At 71.7% G+C, this 20,447-nt stretch carries 16 protein-coding genes; 10 read left to right on the forward strand and 6 right to left on the reverse strand.

Translation table 11 applies throughout. The features are described from left to right. The 6 genes from KUM32_RS01685 to pssA all read left to right on the forward strand — a co-directional run bounded on the left by KUM32_RS01685 (position 1) and on the right by pssA (position 6,407). On the forward strand, positions 1 to 1,995 hold the full coding sequence (locus KUM32_RS01685; protein WP_217139976.1) for a protein meaA: 1,995 nt from the start codon (positions 1 to 3) through the stop codon (positions 1,993 to 1,995). After that, entirely contained in the window at positions 1,992 to 3,008 is a 1,017-nt protein-coding gene (locus KUM32_RS01690; RefSeq protein WP_254404888.1) for a CoA ester lyase, read from the forward strand. Before KUM32_RS01685 ends, KUM32_RS01690 begins: the two co-directional genes overlap by 4 nt. Before the next feature lie 5 nt (positions 3,009 to 3,013). Then, positions 3,014 to 3,526 carry a MaoC family dehydratase gene (locus KUM32_RS01695; protein ID WP_217139935.1) on the forward strand — a complete coding sequence of 171 codons (513 nt, stop codon included), beginning with the start codon at positions 3,014 to 3,016 and terminating at the stop codon, positions 3,524 to 3,526. Continuing rightward, on the forward strand, positions 3,527 to 4,741 hold the full coding sequence (locus tag KUM32_RS01700) for an acyl-CoA dehydrogenase family protein (protein ID WP_217139936.1): 1,215 nt from the start codon (positions 3,527 to 3,529) through the stop codon (positions 4,739 to 4,741). It abuts the gene before it with no gap. Between the two features lie 168 nt (positions 4,742 to 4,909). Beyond that, the gene (locus KUM32_RS01705) at positions 4,910 to 5,566 is read left to right on the forward strand and encodes a phosphatidylserine decarboxylase (protein WP_217139937.1); all 657 of its coding nucleotides are present in this window, start codon (positions 4,910 to 4,912) and stop codon (positions 5,564 to 5,566) included. Positions 5,567 to 5,588: 22 nt separating this feature from the next. Beyond that, positions 5,589 to 6,407, forward strand: coding sequence for a CDP-diacylglycerol--serine O-phosphatidyltransferase (pssA, locus tag KUM32_RS01710; protein WP_217139978.1), 819 nt, complete (start codon positions 5,589 to 5,591; stop codon positions 6,405 to 6,407). Positions 6,408 to 6,684: 277 nt separating this feature from the next. Here pssA and KUM32_RS01715 read toward each other — a convergent pair whose 3' ends face one another. Next, entirely contained in the window at positions 6,685 to 7,803 is a 1,119-nt protein-coding gene (locus tag KUM32_RS01715; protein ID WP_217139979.1) for a glycerate kinase, read from the reverse strand. 167 nt (positions 7,804 to 7,970) lie between these two features. On the opposite strand from KUM32_RS01715, the gene KUM32_RS01720 reads away from it, so the two are divergent. Together KUM32_RS01720 and KUM32_RS01725 are read left to right on the forward strand one after the other, a co-directional pair. Next, positions 7,971 to 8,465, forward strand: coding sequence for an NUDIX hydrolase (locus tag KUM32_RS01720; protein WP_217139938.1), 495 nt, complete (start codon positions 7,971 to 7,973; stop codon positions 8,463 to 8,465). Between the two features lie 40 nt (positions 8,466 to 8,505). After that, a complete protein-coding gene (locus tag KUM32_RS01725) occupies positions 8,506 to 9,231 on the forward strand; it encodes a Sir2 family NAD-dependent protein deacetylase (protein WP_217139939.1) in 726 nt (241 codons plus the stop codon). A 51-nt stretch (positions 9,232 to 9,282) separates the two neighbouring features. Here KUM32_RS01725 and KUM32_RS01730 read toward each other — a convergent pair whose 3' ends face one another. From KUM32_RS01730 to KUM32_RS01740, 3 genes are read right to left on the reverse strand one after another with little or no spacing between them, the layout of a single operon-like run. Next, positions 9,283 to 9,774, reverse strand: a complete 492-nt coding sequence (locus KUM32_RS01730; protein WP_217139980.1) for a methylated-DNA--[protein]-cysteine S-methyltransferase — start codon at positions 9,772 to 9,774, stop codon at positions 9,283 to 9,285. Between the two features lie 20 nt (positions 9,775 to 9,794). Further along, positions 9,795 to 11,279, reverse strand: coding sequence for an AlkA N-terminal domain-containing protein (locus KUM32_RS01735; protein ID WP_302185108.1), 1,485 nt, complete (start codon positions 11,277 to 11,279; stop codon positions 9,795 to 9,797). 55 nt (positions 11,280 to 11,334) lie between these two features. Beyond that, a complete protein-coding gene (locus KUM32_RS01740) occupies positions 11,335 to 13,260 on the reverse strand; it encodes a heavy metal translocating P-type ATPase (protein WP_217139982.1) in 1,926 nt (641 codons plus the stop codon). 72 nt (positions 13,261 to 13,332) lie between these two features. On the opposite strand from KUM32_RS01740, the gene KUM32_RS01745 reads away from it, so the two are divergent. Beyond that, a complete protein-coding gene (locus tag KUM32_RS01745) occupies positions 13,333 to 13,692 on the forward strand; it encodes a metalloregulator ArsR/SmtB family transcription factor (RefSeq protein WP_217139940.1) in 360 nt (119 codons plus the stop codon). A 150-nt stretch (positions 13,693 to 13,842) separates the two neighbouring features. Here the strand turns inward: KUM32_RS01745 and KUM32_RS01750 are convergent, their stop codons facing one another. Both KUM32_RS01750 and KUM32_RS01755 read right to left on the reverse strand, forming a co-directional pair. Continuing rightward, entirely contained in the window at positions 13,843 to 14,781 is a 939-nt protein-coding gene (locus KUM32_RS01750; RefSeq protein ID WP_217139941.1) for a DUF72 domain-containing protein, read from the reverse strand. 39 nt (positions 14,782 to 14,820) lie between these two features. Next, a complete protein-coding gene (locus tag KUM32_RS01755) occupies positions 14,821 to 18,735 on the reverse strand; it encodes a glycoside hydrolase family 2 TIM barrel-domain containing protein (protein ID WP_217139942.1) in 3,915 nt (1,304 codons plus the stop codon). 280 nt (positions 18,736 to 19,015) lie between these two features. Between KUM32_RS01755 and KUM32_RS01760 the strand changes: the two genes are divergently transcribed. Further along, a complete protein-coding gene (locus tag KUM32_RS01760) occupies positions 19,016 to 20,434 on the forward strand; it encodes an RICIN domain-containing protein (protein ID WP_217139943.1) in 1,419 nt (472 codons plus the stop codon). Positions 20,435 to 20,447: the final 13 nt, after the last annotated feature.

Genomic DNA, 20,447 nt, shown 5'->3' on the forward strand with positions numbered 1-20,447 from the left:
ATGCGGACCTACGCCGGTCACTCCACGGCCGAGGCGTCCAACGAGCTGTACCGGCGCAACCTCGCCAAGGGCCAGACGGGTCTGTCGGTCGCCTTCGACCTGCCGACCCAGACCGGCTACGACTCCGACCACGTCCTCGCCCGCGGCGAGGTGGGCCGGGTCGGCGTGCCGGTCGCGCACCTCGGTGACATGCGCCGGCTGTTCCAGGACATCCCGTTGGAGCGGATGAACACCTCGATGACCATCAACGCCACGGCCATGTGGCTGCTGGCGCTCTACCAGGTCGTCGCCGAGGAGCAGGGCGCGGACATCACCCAGCTCCAGGGCACGACCCAGAACGACATCGTCAAGGAGTACCTGTCCCGGGGGACGCACGTCTTCCCGCCGGGGCCGTCCCTCCGCCTGACGACCGACATGATCGCGTACACGGTCTCCCACCTCCCGAAGTGGAACCCGATCAACATCTGCAGCTACCACCTGCAGGAAGCGGGCGCCACGCCGGTGCAGGAGATCGCGTACGCGATGTCCACCGCGATCGCCGTGCTCGACGCGGTGCGCGACGGCGGCCAGGTGCCCGCGGAGCGCATGGGCGACGTGGTCGGCCGCATCTCCTTCTTCGTGAACGCGGGCGTCCGCTTCGTCGAGGAGATGTGCAAGATGCGCGCCTTCGGCCGCATCTGGGACCGCCTCACCCGCGAGCGGTACGGCATCGAGAACCCCAGGCACCGCCGCTTCCGCTACGGCGTCCAGGTCAACTCCCTCGGTCTGACCGAGGCCCAGCCGGAGAACAACGTCCAGCGGATCGTGCTGGAGATGCTGGCGGTCACCCTCTCCAGGGACGCGCGCGCGCGTGCCGTGCAGCTGCCGGCCTGGAACGAGGCGCTGGGCCTGCCCCGGCCCTGGGACCAGCAGTGGTCGCTGCGCATCCAGCAGGTGCTGGCGTACGAGAGCGACCTGCTGGAGTACGGCGACCTCTTCGAGGGCTCGAAGGTGGTCGAGGCGAAGGTGGACGAGCTGGTCGCCGAGTCGCTCGCCGAGATCGAGCGCATCCAGGAGATGGGCGGCGCGATGGCCGCCGTCGAGTCCGGCTACCTCAAGTCGCAGCTGGTCGCCTCGCACGCCGAGCGCCGGGCCCGGATCGAGACGGGCGAGGAGAAGATCATCGGTGTCAACGCCTTCGAGGGCACCGAGCCGAACCCGCTCACCGCCGACCTGGACACCGCGATCCAGACGGTCGACCCGGCGGTGGAGGCCCGTGTCATCGCCTCGCTCCAGCACTGGCGGGACACCCGCTACCAGCCGCCCTTCAACCACCCCCGCCCGTGCAAGGCGCTGGAGAAGCTGAAGGAGGCCGCCAAGGGCACCGACAACCTCATGGAGGCCACCCTGGAGTGCGCCCGCGCCGGTGTCACCACCGGCGAGTGGGCCGGGGCCCTGCGCGAGGTGTTCGGCGAGTTCCGCGCCCCGACCGGTGTCTCGTCGGCGCCGGTCGCGGTCACCGCCGAAGAGGGCACCGCGCTGGCCCGGGTGCGCCGCAAGGTGGAACTGACGGCGCAGGACCTCGGCGTCGGCAAGCTGCGCTTCCTGGTCGGCAAGCCCGGCCTGGACGGCCACTCCAACGGTGCCGAGCAGATCGCCGTACGGGCCCGCGACGCCGGGTTCGAGGTGGTGTACCAGGGCATCCGGCTCACCCCGGAGCAGATCGTGGACGCCGCTCTCGCGGAGGACGTGCACGCGGTGGGCCTGTCCATCCTGTCCGGCTCGCACGCCCAGCTGGTGCCGGACGTGCTGGAACGGCTGCATGTGGCCGGTGCCACAGATATTCCGGTGATCGCCGGTGGCATCATCCCCCACGGTGACGCCGAACGGTTGCGGGCCGCCGGAGTGGCGGCCGTCTTCACCCCGAAGGACTTCGACATCACCGGCATCATCGGCCGCATCGTCGACGAGATCCGCACAGCGAACGAGCTCGACCCCCTGGAGGTCCCCGCATGACGACCGTCAACCACCCCCCCGTCTCCCACCACCCTCTGACGGCGTCCCTGCGGGACGGCACCTCCCGCCTTCGCCCCCGGCGTTCCTGCCTGGCGGTGCCCGGCTCGAACCCGCGCTTCCTGGAGAAGGCCCAGGGCCTCCCGGCGGACCAGGTCTTCCTCGACCTGGAGGACGCGTGCGCCCCGCTGGCCAAGCCCGAGGCCCGGCACACCATCGTGAAGTTCCTCAACGAGGGCGACTGGACGGGCAAGACCCGCGTCGTGCGGGTCAACGACTGGACGACCGAATGGACGTACCGCGACGTCGTCACGGTCGTCGAGGGCGCCGGCCCGAACCTCGACTGCATCATGCTGCCGAAGGTCCAGGACGCCCAGCAGGTCGTCGCGCTCGACCTCCTCCTGACCCAGATCGAGAAGACGATGGGCTTCGAGGTCGGCCGGATCGGCATCGAGGCGCAGATCGAGAACGCGCGGGGCCTGAACAACGTCAACGAGATCGCCCAGGCCTCTCCGCGCGTCGAGACCATCATCTTCGGCCCGGCCGACTTCATGGCGTCCATCAACATGAAGACGCTGGTCGTGGGCGAGCAGCCGCCCGGCTACCCGGCGGACGCCTACCACTACATCCTGATGAAGATCCTGATGGCCGCCCGCGCCAACGACCTCCAGGCGATCGACGGCCCCTACCTCCAGATCCGCAACGTCGACGGCTACCGCGAGGTCGCCCGGCGCGCCGCCGCCCTCGGCTTCGACGGCAAGTGGGTGCTGCACCCGGGCCAGGTCGAGGCGTCCAACGAGATCTTCTCGCCCTCGCAGGAGGACTTCGACCACGCCGAGCTGATCCTGGACGCGTACGACTACTACACCTCCGAGGCGGGCGGCAAGAAGGGCTCCGCGATGCTCGGCGACGAGATGATCGACGAGGCCAGCCGCAAGATGGCCCTGGTCGTCTCCGGCAAGGGCCGCGCCGCCGGCATGCGACGCACCAGCAAGTTCGAGATCCCGGAGGGCTGAGGGCGATGCAGTTCGGACGGACCTACGAGGAGTTCGAGGTCGGGGCGACGTACAAGCACTGGCCCGGGAAGACGGTCACGGAGTACGACGACCACCTGTTCTGCCTCCTCACCATGAATCACCACCCGCTCCACATGGACGCCAACTACGCGGAGAAGACGACCGACTTCGGCAGGAACGTCGTGGTCGGGAACTACGTCTACTCCCTCCTGCTGGGCATGTCGGTCCCGGACATCTCCGGCAAGGCGATCGCCAACCTGGAGATCGAGTCGCTCAAGCACGTGGCGCCGACCTTCCACGGCGACACGGTCTACGGCCAGACCACCGTGCTCGACAAGTGGCCGTCGAAGTCGAAGAACGACCGCGGCATCGTGCACGTCGAGACCAAGGGCTACAAGCAGGACGGCACGCTCGTGTGCGTCTTCCGCCGCAAGGTGATGGTGCCGACCGAGACGTACACCAAGGAGCGCGGCGGCGAGCAGCCCGGCCGGCCCGAGCTGAAGGAACAGGGGAAGTAGATGAGCCGCCTCGCCCAGACCCACGGCCTCACGGACGTCCAGCGGGAGATCCTCTCCACCGTCCGGGACTTCGTGGACAAGGAGATCATCCCGGTCGCGACGGAACTGGAGCACCGCGACGAGTACCCGCAGGACATCGTCGACGGGCTCAGGGAGCTGGGCCTGTTCGGGCTGATGATCCCGGAGGAGTACGGGGGCCTGGGCGAGTCGCTGCTCACCTACGCCCTGTGCGTGGAGGAGATCGCCCGCGGCTGGATGTCGGTGTCCGGCATCATCAACACGCACTTCATCGTGGCGTACATGCTCAAGCAGCACGGCACGCAGGAGCAGAAGGACCACTTCCTGCCCCGCATGGCGGCCGGCGACGTCCGGGGGGCGTTCTCCATGTCGGAGCCGGCGCTCGGCTCCGACGTGTCCGCGATCTCCTCGAAGGCGGTGAGGGACGGCGACGCGTACGTCCTGAACGGCCAGAAGATGTGGCTGACGAACGGCGGCACGTCGTCGCTGGTGGCCGTCCTGGTGAAGAGTGACGAAGGCCACTCCCCTTCGGAGGTGGCCGCGGCGCCGCACAGGTCGATGACGACCTTCCTGGTGGAGAAGGAGCCCGGCTTCGGTGAGGTCCGCCCCGGACTGACCATCCCGGGCAAGATCGACAAGATGGGCTACAAGGGCGTCGACACGACCGAGCTCATCATGGACGACCTGCGCGTTCCGGCCGACCGGGTGCTCGGCGGCGTCACCGGCCGAGGTTTTTACCAAATGATGGACGGTGTCGAGGTCGGCCGCGTCAATGTGGCGGCGCGTGGCTGCGGCGTCGCTCAGCGTGCCTTCGAGCTCGGCGTCCGGTACGCCCAGCAGCGTCACACTTTCGGCAAACCGATCGCCCAGCACCAGGCCATTCAGTTCAAGCTCGCGGAGATGGCTACCAAGGTGGAGGCGGCGCATGCCATGATGGTGAACGCTGCACGCAAAAAGGACTCGGGCGAACGAAACGACCTGGAAGCAGGGATGGCCAAGTACCTCGCCTCCGAATACTGCAAGGAGGTCGTCGAGGACGCCTTCCGGATCCACGGCGGATACGGCTTCTCCAAGGAGTACGAGATCGAGCGCCTCTACCGCGAGGCGCCGATGCTCCTGATCGGTGAAGGCACCGCCGAGATCCAGAAAATGATCATCGGCCGCCGACTGCTCGAAGAGTATCGATTCCAGGGTTAGATGTCCGGATACGGGGTGTTTTCTTGGAGAACAAGGTCACACCCCGTAGGCACTGTTCGGCCGCCGACTCGGCTTCCTGGCTTACCCAGTTGCGGTGGAGAGCCGCTACGATCGCCGGAAAGCCGCCGTCCCCCGTCAGAGCGCGGCATCATCCTACGAAGGTCATCCATGCCCCACAGCCAAACCTCTGCACCTCGCGACAGCCTCGCCGGCGTACGCCTCGCGCGCGGAGCATCGCCGTGGCTTCTGCCGACCGTCGCCACCGCAGCCGTCAGTCTCCTTGGTGCCCGTCGCTCCAACGTCGCCAAGGCCGTCGCCGTACCCGCCACCGCGCTCGCGGCGGGGATGCTGTGGTTCTTCCGCGACCCCGAGCGCGAGATCACCCGGGGCCGGGTCATCTCGCCCGCCGACGGGGTGGTGCAGAGCATCATGCCGTGGAAGGACGGCCGTACCCGCGTCGCGATCTTCATGAGCCCGCTCAATGTCCACGTCAACCGCGCACCCCTGTCGGGCACGGTGACGTCGGTCGAGCACGTCCCCGGTGGCTTCGTTCCCGCCTTCAACAAGGAGAGCGAGAACAACGAGCGGGTGGTGTGGCACTTCGACACCGAGCTCGGCGACATCGAGATGATCCAGATCGCCGGCGCGGTGGCCCGCCGCATCGTCCCCTACGTGCCCCAGGGCACCAAGGTCGAGCAGGGCGACCGGGTCGGCCTGATCCGCTTCGGCTCGCGCGTCGACCTGTACCTGCCGGAGGGCGTGGAGGTCGCGGTCGAGGTGGGGCAGAAGACGGTGGCTGGGGTGACTCGAATTGACCGTGATTGATCCGCAGACCCAGGCCGGGTGGGTGCCCGAGGCCGACGAGATGGACGACGAGGAGGAGATGCCCCTCTCGCTCCGCCTGTCGATAGCGGACACCCTCACCCTCGGCAACGCCACGTGCGGCTTCATGGCGGTGTACTTCACCACCACCGGCATCCTGATCCCGCACCTCATGGGCAGCGAGGAGTCGGGCATGGCCCGGCACAGCGCGGCCACGGCGGTCATCCTGATGCTGTGCGCGGCGATCTTCGACCTGTTCGACGGTCTGGTGGCGCGCAAGCTGCGCAGCTCGCCGATGGGCGCCGAGCTGGACAACCTCTCCGACCTCATCAGCTTCGGGCTGGCGCCGGCGTACTTCGTCCTCGTCTACGGCATGGTCGCGCACGACGCGTACCAGCGGGTGGCCGCGGTCGGGGCGATCGTGGTGCTGCTGGCGGTGGTGCTGAGACTCGCGCGGTTCTCCTGCGTCACGGTCAAGGACGGCACGTTCCAGGGCATGCCGTCGCCGTTCGGTGCGCTGACGGTGGTGTCGATCGTGCTGCTGGAGCTGCCCTTCGTGGCGACGCTCCTCGCGATCATCGGTACCGCCTGGCTGATGGTGAGTCGCGTCGAGTACCCGAAGCCGCGGGGGCGCCTCGCGGGGGCGATGCTGTCGTGGATCGTCCTGTCCATGGGGCTGCTGGCCGCCTGGGCCTTCGACGCGCCGAGCGGGCAGCTGCTGCTGCAGACGGGATGTGCGCTGCAGCTGGTCATGGGCGCGGTGATTCCGCTGTTCGCGACGGCTCGGCGGGTGAACAACTTCCGTGACAACCGGCGGGAGGCGCGGGCGGCGCAGCTGCCGTAGCGCTCCGCTGGGAGGGCCCCGGACCCGGGTCGGGTCCGGGGCCCTTCTGTCTGTGCGCCCTTCTGTCTGTGCGCCCGGCTGTCTGTGCGCCCGGCGCCGGTGCGGGCCCTGCCGGGGCTCCGCCCACTCACACCGGGCCTGTGCTGGGCCGGCGACGGACCGGGAGGGGCCCCTCAGCCCTCCGGCGCCTCCGGCGTTCGAGGACGGGGCCCGTGCGGTGCCTGAGCGGGGTCCGGGGCGGCGGGCGCCGAAACCCCGCGCCGCCCCTCGCCTCGGCTCAGCCCAGGAAGTCCCGGGCCACCCGCTCCGCGACCCGCTCCAGGACGGGCCCGGCGTCCGCGATGCACTTCGCCACGTCCGGCTCGACGTCCGTCAGGGGATACGCCCGCCGGATCCCGGCCCGCCCCAGCACCTCGGGCGGCAGGGCCAGCCGCCCGCACACCGCGACGACCTCCTTGCCGGCGGCGCGCGCCGCCGCGGCCACGCCCGCCGGCGCCTTCCCGTGCAGGGTCTGCTCGTCCAGCGAGCCCTCCCCGGTGATCACCAGGTCCGCCCGCTCCAGTGCCGGTGCGAAGCCGAGCACGTCCAGCATCACCTCGATGCCGGGCCGGAACCGCGCGCCCAGCAGCATCGCGCCGAACCCGATGCCGCCCGCGGCGCCGGCGCCCGGCGAGGCCGCGTACTCGGCGGCCCGCGCGCCCACGGTCTCCTCCAGCACCTTCGCGAAGTGCGCGAGGGCCGCGTCCAGGGCCTCCACGTCCGAGGCGGAGGCGCCCTTCTGCGGGCCGTAGACCGCCGGGGCGCCCGTCGGGCCGGTCAGCGGGTTGTCGACGTCGCTGGCGAGCACCAGCTCGACGCCGGAGAGCCGCGGGTCGAGACCCGACAGATCGGCCGAGGCCAGGTCGGCGAGGCCGCCGCCGCCCGGCGCGACCGGCTCCCCGTCCCCGCCGGTGAACCGCGCGCCCAGCGCCGACAGCATCCCGGCGCCGCCGTCGGTGGTCGCGCTGCCTCCGACGCCGAACACGATCGTCCGCGCGCCCGCGTCCAGCGCGGCCCGCACCAGCTCACCGGAGCCGTACGTGGACGCGGTCAGCGGGGCGAGGACGCCGGCCGGCAGCCGCTGCAGGCCACTGGCCTCGGCCATCTCGACGACCGCGGTGCCCTCGCGCAGCGCGAACGCCGCCGTCACCTCGTCACCGAGGGGCCCGGCGACCCGTACGACCCGGCGCTCGAACCCGGCCGCGACCGCGGCGGCGACGGTGCCGTCGCCACCGTCGGCCACGGGCAGCGCCTCGACGGCGAGGTCCGGCACGACGCGGCGCAGCCCGGCCGTCACCCGCTCCGCGACCTCGACGGCCGTCAGCGACCCCTTGAACTTGTCCGCGGCGACGAGCACCCGGCGGGCCCCGTCCACAGCAGCGTCAGCCACCTTGCTCTCCCCTTGCTCTCCGAGCCTTGCGCACGTCAAGGCAGTCGCGCCGCTGCGACCTTAACCGCAGGACGGCCACGCCGTCATGCCCCTGCCCGCAGGGTGGAACGCCGGGGTCTCGTTACGCTTTCGGGATGACCACTGTCGACTACGCCACCTACATCGCCGGTCTCCCCCGCGTCCTCGCCGGTGCCGCCGCCGTCCTCCGGGACGCCGAGGGACGGGTGCTGCTCGTGGAGCCCAACTACCGCGAGGGGTGGACCCTGCCCGGGGGGACGATCGAATCCGATGACGGGGAGACCCCGCGGCAGGGCGCGTGGCGGGAGACCGCCGAGGAGATCGGGCTGGACGTGCGGATGGGCCGGCTGCTCGCGGTGGACTGGGTGCGCGGGACGGGACGGCCGCCGATCGTGGCGTACCTGTACGACGGCGGGGTCCTGTCCGAGGACGATCTCAAGGCGATCCGGTTGCAGGAGGAGGAGCTGCTGTCCTGGCGGCTCGTGCCGCGCGAGGAGCTGGGGGACCACCTGCTCGGCGCGCTGTACGGCCGGGTGATGGCCGCACTGGACGTGCTGGCCGACGGGTCGGGGACGGCCGAGCTGGAGAACGGTGTCCGGGTGGACCGGTAACCGGTCGCCGGGCCCGCACCGGCGTCCTACCCTCGAACACATGACCAGCAAGCCCCTCGTCGCCCTTCTCAGCGGCGCCGGCGTGTCGACCGACTCCGGCATACCCGACTACCGCGGGCCGAACGGGCTGTGGCGGCGCGATCCGGAGGCCGAGAAGCTCGTCACGTACGAGTACTACATGGGCGATCCGGAGATCCGGCGCCGCTCCTGGCAGATGCGGCGCGCCAACCGCACGCTGCGGGCGCGACCGAACGCCGCGCACCGCGCGGTGGCCGAGCTGGAGCGGTCCGGGGTACCGGTCCGGGTGATCACGCAGAACGTGGACGGCCTGCACCAGCTCGCCGGGCTCTCCGCCCGCAAGGTCCTCGAACTGCACGGCACCGCGCGGAGCTACGTGTGCACCGGCTGCCACGCCCGGGGGCCGATGGAGGACGCGCTCGCCCGGGTGGAGGCCGGCGAGGACGACCCGCCGTGCCTGGAGTGCGGCGCCATCCTGAAGTCGGCGACCGTGATGTTCGGCGAGCGCCTCGACCCGGTGGTCCTGCGTGAGGCGGTGGCCATCAGCAAGGCGTGCCAGGTGTTCATCGCCGTCGGCACCAGCCTCCAGGTCCAGCCCGCCGCCGGACTGGCCGGGGTGGCCGCCGAGCACGGCGCTCGCCTGGTCGTCGTCAACGCGGAGCCGACGCCGTACGACGGGCTCGCGGACGAGATCGTCCGCGAGCCCATCGGCACCGCCCTTCCCGCGCTGCTGCGCGAGCTGGGCTGAGCCGCCCCGCGGAGTGCGGACGACGTCCTTCCGCGCGGACGGGTGACCGGCTCAGAACAGCGCCGCGCCCGACGAGCCCCGCTCGAAGTCCAGCAGGCGCTGCTTGCGCTCCAGGCCGCCGCCGTAGCCGGTGAGGCTGCCGCTCGCGCCGATGACGCGGTGGCAGGGGACGATGATGCCGATCGGGTTGCGGCCGTTGGCGAGGCCGACGGCCCGCGAGGCGGCCGGGTTTCCGAGGGCGTCGGCGAGTTCGCCGTAGGTGCGGGTCTCGCCGTACGGGATGCGGCGCAGCTGGTCCCAGACGGTGCGTTGGAAGGGGGTGCCGTTCAGACGAAGGTCGAGGGTGAATTCCTTCAGGTCGCCGTCGAAGTACGCCGTCAGTTGCTCCTCGGCCTGCGCGAACGGCCCGTCGTCGGCCGTTCCGAAGCTCTCCTCCGGCGGGCGGTGGCGTTGGCCGGTCATGTACAGGCCGCACAGGACGCCGTCCTCGGCGACGAGGGTGAGCGCGCCGTACGGGCTGTCGGTCACGGTGTGCTGTCTCACGGATGCCACGGGGTTTTTCCTCACACGGGCAGGAAGTTGATCGGATGGCTGTCGGTCGCCCACAGGTACTGGACCGCGTACGCCCGCCAGGGCCGCCAGGTGGCCGCGCGGGCGGTGAGCGCCGCCGGTGTCGAGGGCAGGCCCAGCTCCCCGGCGGCCCGGCGGATGCCGAGGTCGGTGGGGAGGAAGGCGTCGGGGTCGCCGAGGGCGCGCATCGCGATGACGTCGGCGGTCCAGGGGCCGAAGCCGGGCAGGGCGAGGAGCCGGGCGCGGGTCTCGGCCCAGTCGCACTCGACGCCCAGGGTGAGCGAGCCGTCGGCCAGGTGGGCCACGAGGGTCGTCAGGGTGGTGCGGCGGGTGCGGGGCATGGCCAGGGCCGCGGGGTCCACCTCCGCCAGCGCCCCGGCCGTCGGGAAGAGGTGGGTCAGGCCGCCGTCGGGGTCGTCGACCGGGTCGCCGTGCGCCGTGACCAGGCGTGCGGCGTGGGTGCGGGCGGCGGCGGTGGAGACCTGCTGGCCGAGCACGGCCCGTACGGCGAACTCCGCCTCGTCCACCGTGCGCGGGACGCGTCGGCCGGGCGCCTTGTCGACCAGTGGGGCGAGCAGCGGGTCGGTGCGGAGTTGGTCGTCGATCGCCGTCGGGTCGGCGTCCAGGTCGAGCAGGCGCCGGCAGCGGCTGATGGCGACGGTCAGGTCGCGCGGGTCGCTGAGGGTGAGGCGGCAGGCGATGTGGTCGGGATGCGGAGTGAGGGCCACGATGCCGCGACCGTACGGGAGGCGCAGGGTGCGCCGGTACGCGCCGTCCCTCCACTCCTCCACGCCGGGTACGGCGGTGGCGACGAGGTGGCCGAAGAGGTTGTCGGGGTTGAGGGGGGCGCGGAACGGCAGGCGCAGGGACAGGGCGCCCGGGGTGGTGCCGGCGCCCCGGTCCTTCGGCGTGCGGGCGCGCAGCTCGCTCGGGGACAGCGCGAAGACCTCGCGGACCGTGTCGTTGAAGGTGCGGATGGAGGCGAAGCCCGCCGCGAAGGCGATGTCCGCCATCGGCATCCGGGTCGTCTCGACGAGCAGCCGGGCGGTCTGGGCGCGTTGCGCGCGGGCGATCGCGAGGGGTCCCGCGCCCAGCTCGGCGAGCAGCTGGCGTTCGACCTGCCGGGTGCTGTAGCCGAGCCGGGCGGCGAGGCCGGGCACGCCCTCGCGGTCCACGACGCCGTCGGCGATCAGCCGCATGGCGCGGGCCGTGAGGTCGGCCCGCTGGTTCCACTCCGGGGAGCCGGGGCTGGTGTCGGGACGACAGCGTTTGCACGCCCGGAACCCGGCCTGCTGGCAGGCCGCCGCGCTCGGGTAGAAGGTCATGTTCTCGGCCTTGGGCGGCACCACCGGGCAGCTGGGCCGGCAGTAGATACGCGTGGTCAGGACCGCCGTGAAGAACCAGCCGTCGAACCGCGCGTCCTTGGACCGCACGGCACGCGCGCAGCGTTCGGTGTCGGTGTGCATCCCCTTCTGCATGTGTCCAGGATGGTCCACCCGCCGGGCCGGGTCTGGCGGGAATCCGACATCGACGTCACGCTTCCTGGGCCGGTGCGGATCGCCAGGCGGACTCGCGCAGCAGTCGCAGGCCGTTGAGGCCGACCAGGACGGTCGAGCCCTCGTGCCCGGCGACGCCGAGGGGCAGGGGGAGGTGCCCGACGAGATCCCACAGGACGAGCGCCGTGATGAACGTCCCCGCGATGACCAGGTTCTGCAGTACCAGCCGTCGGGCGCGCCGGGACAGGCGTACGACGGCGGGTACGGCCACGAGCTCGTCGCGCACCACGACCGCGTCGGCCGTCTCCAGGGCCAGGTCGGAGCCGGCGCGGCCCATGGCGATGCCGGCGTGCGCGGCGGCCAGCGCGGGGGCGTCGTTGACGCCGTCGCCGACGAAGAGCACCTTGCGGCCGGCCCCCTCCTTCTCCCGCAGGGCCGCGACCTTGTGCTCGGGCAGCAGGTCCGCGCGGACGTCGGTGATGCCGGTCGCGGTGGCCACCGTGGCGGCGGCGGGCGCGTTGTCGCCGGTGAGCAGGGTGGGGGCGGTGCCGGTGAGGGCGGTGAGCGCCGCGGTCGCCGCGGCGGCGTCGGGGCGGAGGCGGTCGGTGAGGACGAGGGTGCCGAGGAGGGCGCCGTCGCGGGTGACCCGGACGGTGGTGCCGGCGTCCTCGGGTGTCTCGGCGCGGCCGACGTGCACCTCGTGGCCTGCGACGACCGCCGTGACGCCGCGCCCCGGGGTCGCGGTGAAGCCCTGGGCGTCGGCGACGCGCAGGCCGCGCGTGCGGGCGGCGGCCACGATCGCGCGGGCCAGGGGGTGCTCACTGGGGTGCTCGGCCGCGGCGGCGAGCGCGAGGAGGGCGTCCTCGTCGAGGCCGGAGCCGGGCAGGGGGCGTACGGCGGTCACCTCGGGGGTGCCCTCGGTGAGGGTGCCGGTCTTGTCGAGGGCGGTGGCGTCGATCTCGCCGAGGCGTTCCATCGCGACCGCCGACTTCACCAGGACGCCGTGCCGGCCGGCGTTGGCGATGGCGGAGAGCAGGGGCGGCATCGTCGCGAGGACGACCGCGCAGGGCGATGCGACGATCATGAAGGTCATGGCGCGCAGCAGGGCGTCGGTGAGGTCGGCGCCGAAGGCGAGGGGGATGCCGAAGACGGCGAGAGTGGCGGCCACCACGCCGACCGCGTAGCGCTGCTCGATCTTCTCGATGAACAGCTGCGTCGGCGCCTTGGTGCGGGACGCCTCCTCGACCAGGGTGACGATCCGGGCGATCACCGAATCGGCCGGGTCGCGTTCGACGCGGACGCGCAGGGCGCCGGTGCCGTTGAGGGTGCCGGCGAAGACGTCGTCGCCGGGGCGCTTGACGACGGGGACGGACTCGCCGGTGATGGTGGCCTGGTCGACCTCGCCGGTGCCGTCGACGACCGTGCCGTCGGCGCCGATCCGCTCCCCCGGGCGGACCAGGAGCAGGTCGCCGACGGCGAGGTCGGCGGTCGGCACGGTCTCCTCGCGGCCGCCGGTCACGCGGGTCGCGGTGGTGGGCGCGAGGTCGAGCAGGCCGCGTACGGAGTCGGCGGTGCGGGCGGTGGCCAGGGCTTCCAGGGCGCCGGAGGTGGCGAAGATGACGATGAGCAGGGCGCCGTCGAGGACCTGCCCGATGGATGCCGCGCCCAGCGCCGCGACGATCATCAGCAGGTCGACGTCCAGGGTCTTCTCGCGCAGTGCCCGCAGGCCCTCCAGGGCCGGCTCCCAGCCGCCGGCGGCGTAGGCGACCGCGTACAGCGGGCCGTACGTCCAGGCGGGGGCACCGCCGAGGTCGAGGGGCAGCGCCAGCAGGAACGCGACCAGGGAAGCGAGCGCCCAGCGGGCCTCGGGCAGGGCGAGGACGCGGGTGCGGCGGCGGGGCGCCGGAGGGGAGGGTGCCGCCGCGGGGGCGGAAGCGAGGGTGGTGGACACGCGGCACACCATACAGGAACACATGAAGACTCATTCATTCTTTCATCCGTTCATGCGTCCGAGTGGGGTGCGTAAGATGACCCCATGGGTCACGGAGCCGCCACCACCGCGCAGGCCGCCGCGCGCGTGCGCCTGGACGCGGACAACGTCGCCAAGGTCGCCACCACGCTCCAGGCCCTGTCCACCCCGTCCCGGCTGCTGATCCTCGCGCGGCTGCGCGAAGGGCCGTTGCCCGCCACCGAGTTGGCGGCGGAGGTCGGCATGGAGCAGTCGGCCTGCTCGCATCAGCTGCGGCTGCTGCGCAACCTGGGCCTGGTGGTGGGTGAGCGCCGCGGCCGGTCGGTGGTGTACGCCCTGCACGACCACCATGTCGCCGAGCTGCTCGACCAGGCCGTGTACCACGTGGAGCACCTGCGGCTGGGGATCAGCGACGCGGCGGAGTGACACCGCCGGCGCCCGGGCGGAGGACCCCGGAGCCCTCCCTCAGCGCCGTGACCCGAAGGTACGAGCCACGGTCGCGGGGCCGGACGAGCGGGCCGATCGGGTCCTCCAGTGATCGGACTCGAGTGGCCGGACTCGAGTGGTCGAAGGGGCCTACGGGCAGGAGAAACCGCCCGCCCAGGAGGGACCGGTCAGCCCCGGCCGGGCCTCGGAGCCGGCCGGGGCGGCCAGCAGCCGCCGCATCTGCTCGGCGGCGCGCACGGCGGCGTCCGCGCAGCAGTTGTTGAAGAGCACGTGCAGTTCGTCCGCCCGCGCGGCGGCGCGCCGCAGCCGGGGTACCCAGGCGGCCAGTTCGGCGGCGGAGTAGTCGTACCGGAAACGGTCCTCCTTGCTCCCCCTCCCCCACGCCCGGCTGCGTCCGTGGAAGCGGACGACGGCGAGCGCGGGGCGGGTGACCGGCGCGATGGGCGGCAGGGACGCGGACAGGTCCTGGACCATGTCGGTGCCGACGGCCGACGCGCCGAGCGCGGACAGCAGTGCGTGGGTCGCGTCCGCCTGGTGCGGCGCCCACCAGTCCGGGTGCCGGAACTCCACGGCGAGCGGCCAGTCCCCCGCGCGCCGGACGCAGGCTTCGAGCGCCGCCTCGGCCGGGCCGCCGGGGGCGAACCACGGCGGGAACTGGAACAGCACGGCGCCGAACCGCCCGGCCTTGCGCAGGGGTTCGACCGCGTCGGCGAAACGCCCCCACACCTCGTCGAGCAGCCCCTCACCCGCCCGTCCAGGCCGCAGCGGGCCGGTGCCGGCCGCACCGCGCAGGTCGGCGGGCAGCGCCTGCGGCCGGGTGGGGTGCCCGGTCAGCAGGGAGAAGGCCTTCACGTCGAAGCGGAAGCCGTCCGGCGTGCGCTCCACCCACAGCTCGCTGTTGCGGCGGCTCGGCAACGCGTAGTACCCGGCGTCCACTTCGACGACGGGCAGCCGCGAGGCGTAGTACCGCAGCCGCCCCTCGGCGTCCCGCCGTCCGCGCGGGTACCAGCCGCTCGAGACGAGTTGCCGGTCCGTCCACGAGCAGGCCCCGATCAGTACGTCACCCATGGGAGCCCGGATACCCCGGGCTCCCGGTTCGATCCGGGCCTACTCGGTCGCCGTGGGCCGCCGTGAGGCCGGCATCGCGTCACGGACGTCGGTGAGCGGGCGCAGCCGGTACGTGTACGCGTAGTCCCGGTCGGCGAAGAGCTTGAACTCGTCGTGGGTGTGCGCGCCCCAGCTGTTGTCGCCGCCGACGCCCATCTGACGGTGGTTCAGGCGCAGGACGACCTCGTCCCTCGGCGTGAGCTGGTAGTCGTGCCGTACGCCGACGGACAGGTCCTCCGGTGTGAAGTGGGAGGCGTTGGCCTCCAGCAGGGGTTCGCCACAGGCGAGCAGGCCCACGCCGTGGCGGTCGGTGAGGGCGATCCAGCGGACGTCCGTCTTGTTGCCGTTCTCCTGTGGGCGGATGTAGGGGGTCCACTGCTCGGCGACGGTCCCGGAGTAGAGGCCGACGTCGGTGCCGGTGTTGCGGTCCCAGTGGTTCTCCTCGGGGCCGCGTCCGTAGTAGTGCAGGCGGTCCAGGCGGCCGGGCAGGAACAGCATCGTGCCGACCTCGGGGATGTACGGCAGGTTCGCGGCGCCCGGGTGCAGGGTGTTGTCGACCTTGATCTCACCGTTGCCGAACACCGTGTAGGTGGTGGTGTACGTCGACTCCACCCTGGTGGGCAGCGTGCCGCTGACCTTGATCTCGACGGCCCGGTCGCCCAGGGGACGCACGGCGACGTCCGTGACCTCGCGGCGGGCGCCGGCGTCGCGCCAGGTCTGGTTGCGGGTGTGCTGGCCGTTGCCCTTGTCGTTGTCCGTGGGTGCCCGCCAGAAGTTGGGCACGGGCCCGGAGGTGATCAGCCGGGTGCCGTTCGCCTCGTAGGAGGTGATGGTGCCGGTGCGCTTGTCGACGGTCACCGAGAACCCCCTGCCCTTGACCCTGACGTCCTCGTCGCGGTCGTCGTGGCGCAGGGCCGGGACGCTCCCCAGGGGTACGGGGGTCACCTCGGGGCTCGCGGCCTCGACGGGGAGCTGCTGCCGGGCTACCTCGAAGCCGGCCTTGGCCCAGGGTGTGGACTCCTTGGTGGTGAAGGAGAGTTCCAGGAAGTACTCCGTGCCCGGGGCCGGGTCGTCGGGCAGCCGGACGGGGACGGTGATGTCCTTGCCTGCCAGTGGTGCCACGTCCAGCTGGTCCCGGGTCAGCCTTCCGCGCTGGACGACCCTGCCGTCGGCGACGAGCTCCCACCGGCCGTCGAACTCGCGGAGGTTGGTGAACAGGAACTCGTTGGTGAGGGTGACGGCCCCGGGTGTGCCGCCGGAGCCGCGGGCGGCGTTGATCGCCTGGTAGACGCGTTTGACCTCGGCGGCCTTGCCGGTGTGTCCGCGGTCGGCGGTGACGACGCCGTCCGCGACGAAGGCGCCGTCGTTGGGGTTGTCGCCCCAGTCGCCGCCGTAGGCAGGGAACGTCCTGTCCGTGGGCCGTTTCGTCGAGGTCTTCACGATCGCGGCGTCGAACCAGAACCGCACGCCGTCGTCACCGGGGCCGCGGCCCTCGGCGGCCAGTTCGGCGGCGGTGAGGGCGCGGGCGTAGACACGGGCACGGCGGATGGTGCCGCTGAACTCCCGGGTCTGGGCGTCGGCGTCGGTGGCGAGCGCGAGCGGCGCCGTGTTGCTGCTGGGCCGCCGGTCGGTGGTGCGGGTGGCCTTCGCCGCGCCGTCGACGTACAGGGTCAGCGTCCCGGCGTCCGCGTCGAAGACGCCCGCGATGTGGTGTTCCCGGCCGGTCCAGTCCTCCGGCACGGCCCAGCTCGCGGTGATCCACTGGCCGTCGGAGTGGATGAAGAACTCCAGTCTCCGGTCGGTCTGCTTCAGCGCGTACTGGGTGTCGCCCTTGGCGAGGATGGGCTGATGGTAGCCCGTCACATGCGGGGTGATCCAGGCCTCCAGGGTGAGGGAGCCCGTGAGGTCGAGGCTGTCGTCGCGCTCGAAGACCGTGATGCCGGACAGGCCCTTGTCGCGGTCGAGGGTGCCGCGGGTGGCGAGGATCTCGCCGCGCAGCCCGGCCGGCCCCGACTCGGTCAGCAGGGTGCGGGCGGGGACGGGCGTGTACAGGGACTGGTCGACGAAGTCCCAGATCCAGCCGCCCTGGAGCACGTCGTGGCGGCGCACGACGTCCCAGTACTTCTTGAAGTTGCCGGTGGAGTTCCCCATCGAGTGGGCGTACTCGATCATGACGTAAGGCCGGGTGTCGGAGGTGTCCTTCGCGCGCTGCTCGACGCGCTGCGGGGAGTCGTACATCTCCGACCGGATGTCGCTGATCCCGGGGCGGTCGTCGCCCTCGTACTGGATGACGCGGGTGGGGTCGTAGGAGCGGATCCAGTCGTGCATCGCGGTGAAGGTGCTGCCGCCGCCGGCCTCGTTGCCGAGCGACCAGATCACGACCGAGGCGTGGTTCTTGTCCCGGTGGACCATGTTCTGGGCGCGGGCCACGCAGGCCTCGGTCCAGTCGGGGTGGTCGCCGGGGTACTCGCCGCGGATGCCGTGCGTCTCGAGGTTGGTCTCGTCGACGAGGTAGAGGCCGTACTCGTCGGCGAGTTCGTACCACAGGGGGTTGTTCGGGTAGTGCGAGGTGCGGACGCTGTTCATGTTCATCCGCTTGATGATCCTGATGTCCTCGACCATGTCCTCGCGGGTCAGGGCCGTGCCGCGGGCCGGGTGCATCTCGTGGCGGTTGGTGCCGCGGAAGGAGACGGGCTTGCCGTTGATCCGCATCAGGCCGTCCTTGAGCGCGAACTCGCGGAAGCCGACCCGGTGGGAGAGGGTCTCGACCACCTTGCCCGCCGGGTCCCGCAGGCGCAGTACGGCGGTGTAGAGGTTCGGGTGCTCGGCCGACCAGAGCCTGGGCGCCGGTACGGGTTTCGCGGCCCGCACGGTGACGTCCCGGCCGGTGCCGGCCGTGCCGACGTCGGCGGTCTGCTCCAGGGGCCGGGACCAGACGGCGTGGCCGCGGGCGTCGTACAGCTGGGTCTCGACGGTGTAGCGGCCGGTGCCGCCGTCGCCGTACGCCCGCACACTGGCGGTGACCGCCAGCTCGGCGGAGGTGTAGGTGTCGTCGAGCGGGGTGTCCAGCTTGAAGTCGCGCAGGTGGACGGCCGGGGTGGAATAGAGGTAGACCGAGCGGAAGATGCCGCTCAGCCGGATCATGTCCTGGTCCTCCAGCCAGTCGCCGTCGGAGTAGCGGTACACCTCCACCGCGATCTGGTTGGTGCCCGGCTTGAGGTGGTCGGTGACGTCGTACTCGGACGGGGTGTAGGAGTCCTCGTCGTAGCCGACCAGTTCACCGTTGATCCACACGTAGTGAGCGGACTTGACGCCCTCGAAGTGGAGGAACGTCCGCCGGCCCGACCAGTCGCGGGGGACGGTGAAGGTGCGCCGGTACTGGCCGACCGGGTTGTAGCGGGTCGGCGCGGCGGGCGGCTGCGGCTCCTCGCCGAGGCCGTTGGGGCCCCAGTAGGGGTAGGTGATGTTCAGGTAGATCGGGAAGTCGTGGCCGTGGAGCTGCCACACGGACGGGACCGGGATGGTCTCCCAGTCCCGGTCGTCCACGTCGGTGCGGTGGAAGTCGGCGTCCCGGTCCTCGGGGCGGTCGGCGTAGGCGAACTTCCAGGTGCCGTCGAGGCTCAGCCGGTGGGGCGAGCGCGTGCGGTCGCCGGCGAGGGCCTGCCTGACGTCGGCGTACGGCATGAGGGTGGTGTGCGGCGGCTCGGTGCCGAGCCGGAAGACACCGAAGTCGTTCCACTCCGGGGGCTCACCGGCCGCCGCCCTCCGGCCGGCCGCGTGCGCCGCGAGGGGTGACGCGGACAGGGCGAGCGCACCGAGGACTGCTGCCCCGCCCTCCAGGAGGCGGCGACGGCTGACGACCGGGCGGGGCGGGCGGGCCGGGACTTCGGCGGGTGACACGGGCGAGTGCGGCATGACCGTGGCCTTCCATGGGCTTCGGGGGGCGGCTCAACGCACAGTGCTGGGGAGGCAGTTGACGTGGAGACGGTCGGCAACTGCCGGTGACGCGGCGACTACTGAGTCAGGGCCACCCTAGGACTCGAACACAACCGAATCAATTACCTCGTCGGAGTTTGTTCGGTCCTGGTGAACATGGGCCTTCGGGACGGACGGTCATGCGACCAGGGCCGTTGAGACGTCCAGGACTGCCCCGAGGGACCCTGACAGGAACACGATCACCTCGTAACATTCCTCCGTGAGCCTGTGGACTTCCATCGAGCCTGCGTCCGCGTCAGTGGACCCCGGCAGTAGTACGCGCGTACGGCTGAGGGTGCGCAATACCGGCGACGTGGTGGACGAGTACCGGTTCGAGCCGGTGGGGGACGTGGCTCCCTGGACGACGGTCGAACCGCAGACCCTGCGCCTGTATCCCGGCACCACCGGCACCGTGGAGCTGACCTTCGCGCCGCCGCGTACGCCGGACGCGACGGCGGGACCGAACCCGTACGCGGTGCGCGTCACGCCGACGGAGCATCCGGACGCGGTGACGGTTCCGGAGGGGAACCTCACGATCACCCCCTTCTCCGAGGTGCGGGCGGAGTTGGTGCCCCCGACCGTGAAGGGACGGTTCCGGGGCCGGCCGCGACTGGCGGTGGACAACCTCGGCAACACCAGGGTGACGGCGTCGGTCGCGGGCAGCGACACCGGTGACCAGCTGTCGTACGAGATCCGCCCGTCGAACGTGCAGATCGATCCGGGGCGTGCGGCGTTCGTGGAGGCGACGCTCAAACCGAAGCAGGTCATCTGGTTCGGCGCGAAGGAGGAGCGGCCGTACAAGCTGGTGGTGCGGCGTTCCGGGGTCGATCCGACCGACGTCGAGGGCACCTATGTGCAGCGCGGGTTCCTGCCCCGCTGGCTGATGACGTTCCTGGGGGTCGCGGTGGCGCTGACCATCGCGTTCGTCATGATCTGGATCGCCTACAAACCGCAGGTCCGTACCAGCGCCACGGAGCAGACGCAGCAGGCGGGCGCCGCTCTCGCGCCCAGTCCCAGCGCCACCCCGGAGCTTCTTCCCAGCACCGCCGGGTCGGCCGCCGCCGAAGCGCCCCCACAGCAGCAGCCGGTCACGCGGGAACCGGAGGGCGACGGCGGCGAAGAGGCGCCGGCTCCCGAGAAGCCCGGGAAGCCCCAACCGCCCCAGCAGCCCCAGCAGCGCCAGCAGCCCGAGAAGGAGACCTCGGGCGGGGGCGGCGAGGAGAAGCAGGACGTCGAGGCGCCGGAGACCGTCGCCCCCGGCACGACCATCTACGGTCATGCCTCGAACCGCTGCATCGAGGTCGCGGGCCACAAGTGGAGGGACGGTGCGCCCCTGCAGATCGCGGACTGCAACGGCAAGAACTGGCAGAAGTGGGACTTCCGTCCCGACGGCACGATCCGGTCGCTGGGCCTGTGCATGGACGCGACCTGGGGCGGCACGGCCAACGGAACGGTGGTCCAGGTGGCGGTGTGCAGCGGCAACCCGGCACAGCAGTTCATCCTGGCCGGCCCCCGGGACCTGGTCAACGTGCAGGCCAACAAGTGCGTGGACGTCATCAACGAGAACACCGGCAACGGCGCCAGGCTCCAGCTGTGGGAGTGCAACGGCCAGGACAACCAGAAGTGGAGCACGCGCTGACCTGCCCGGGGTA

The organism is Streptomyces sp. AC627_RSS907 (assembly GCF_019049165.1).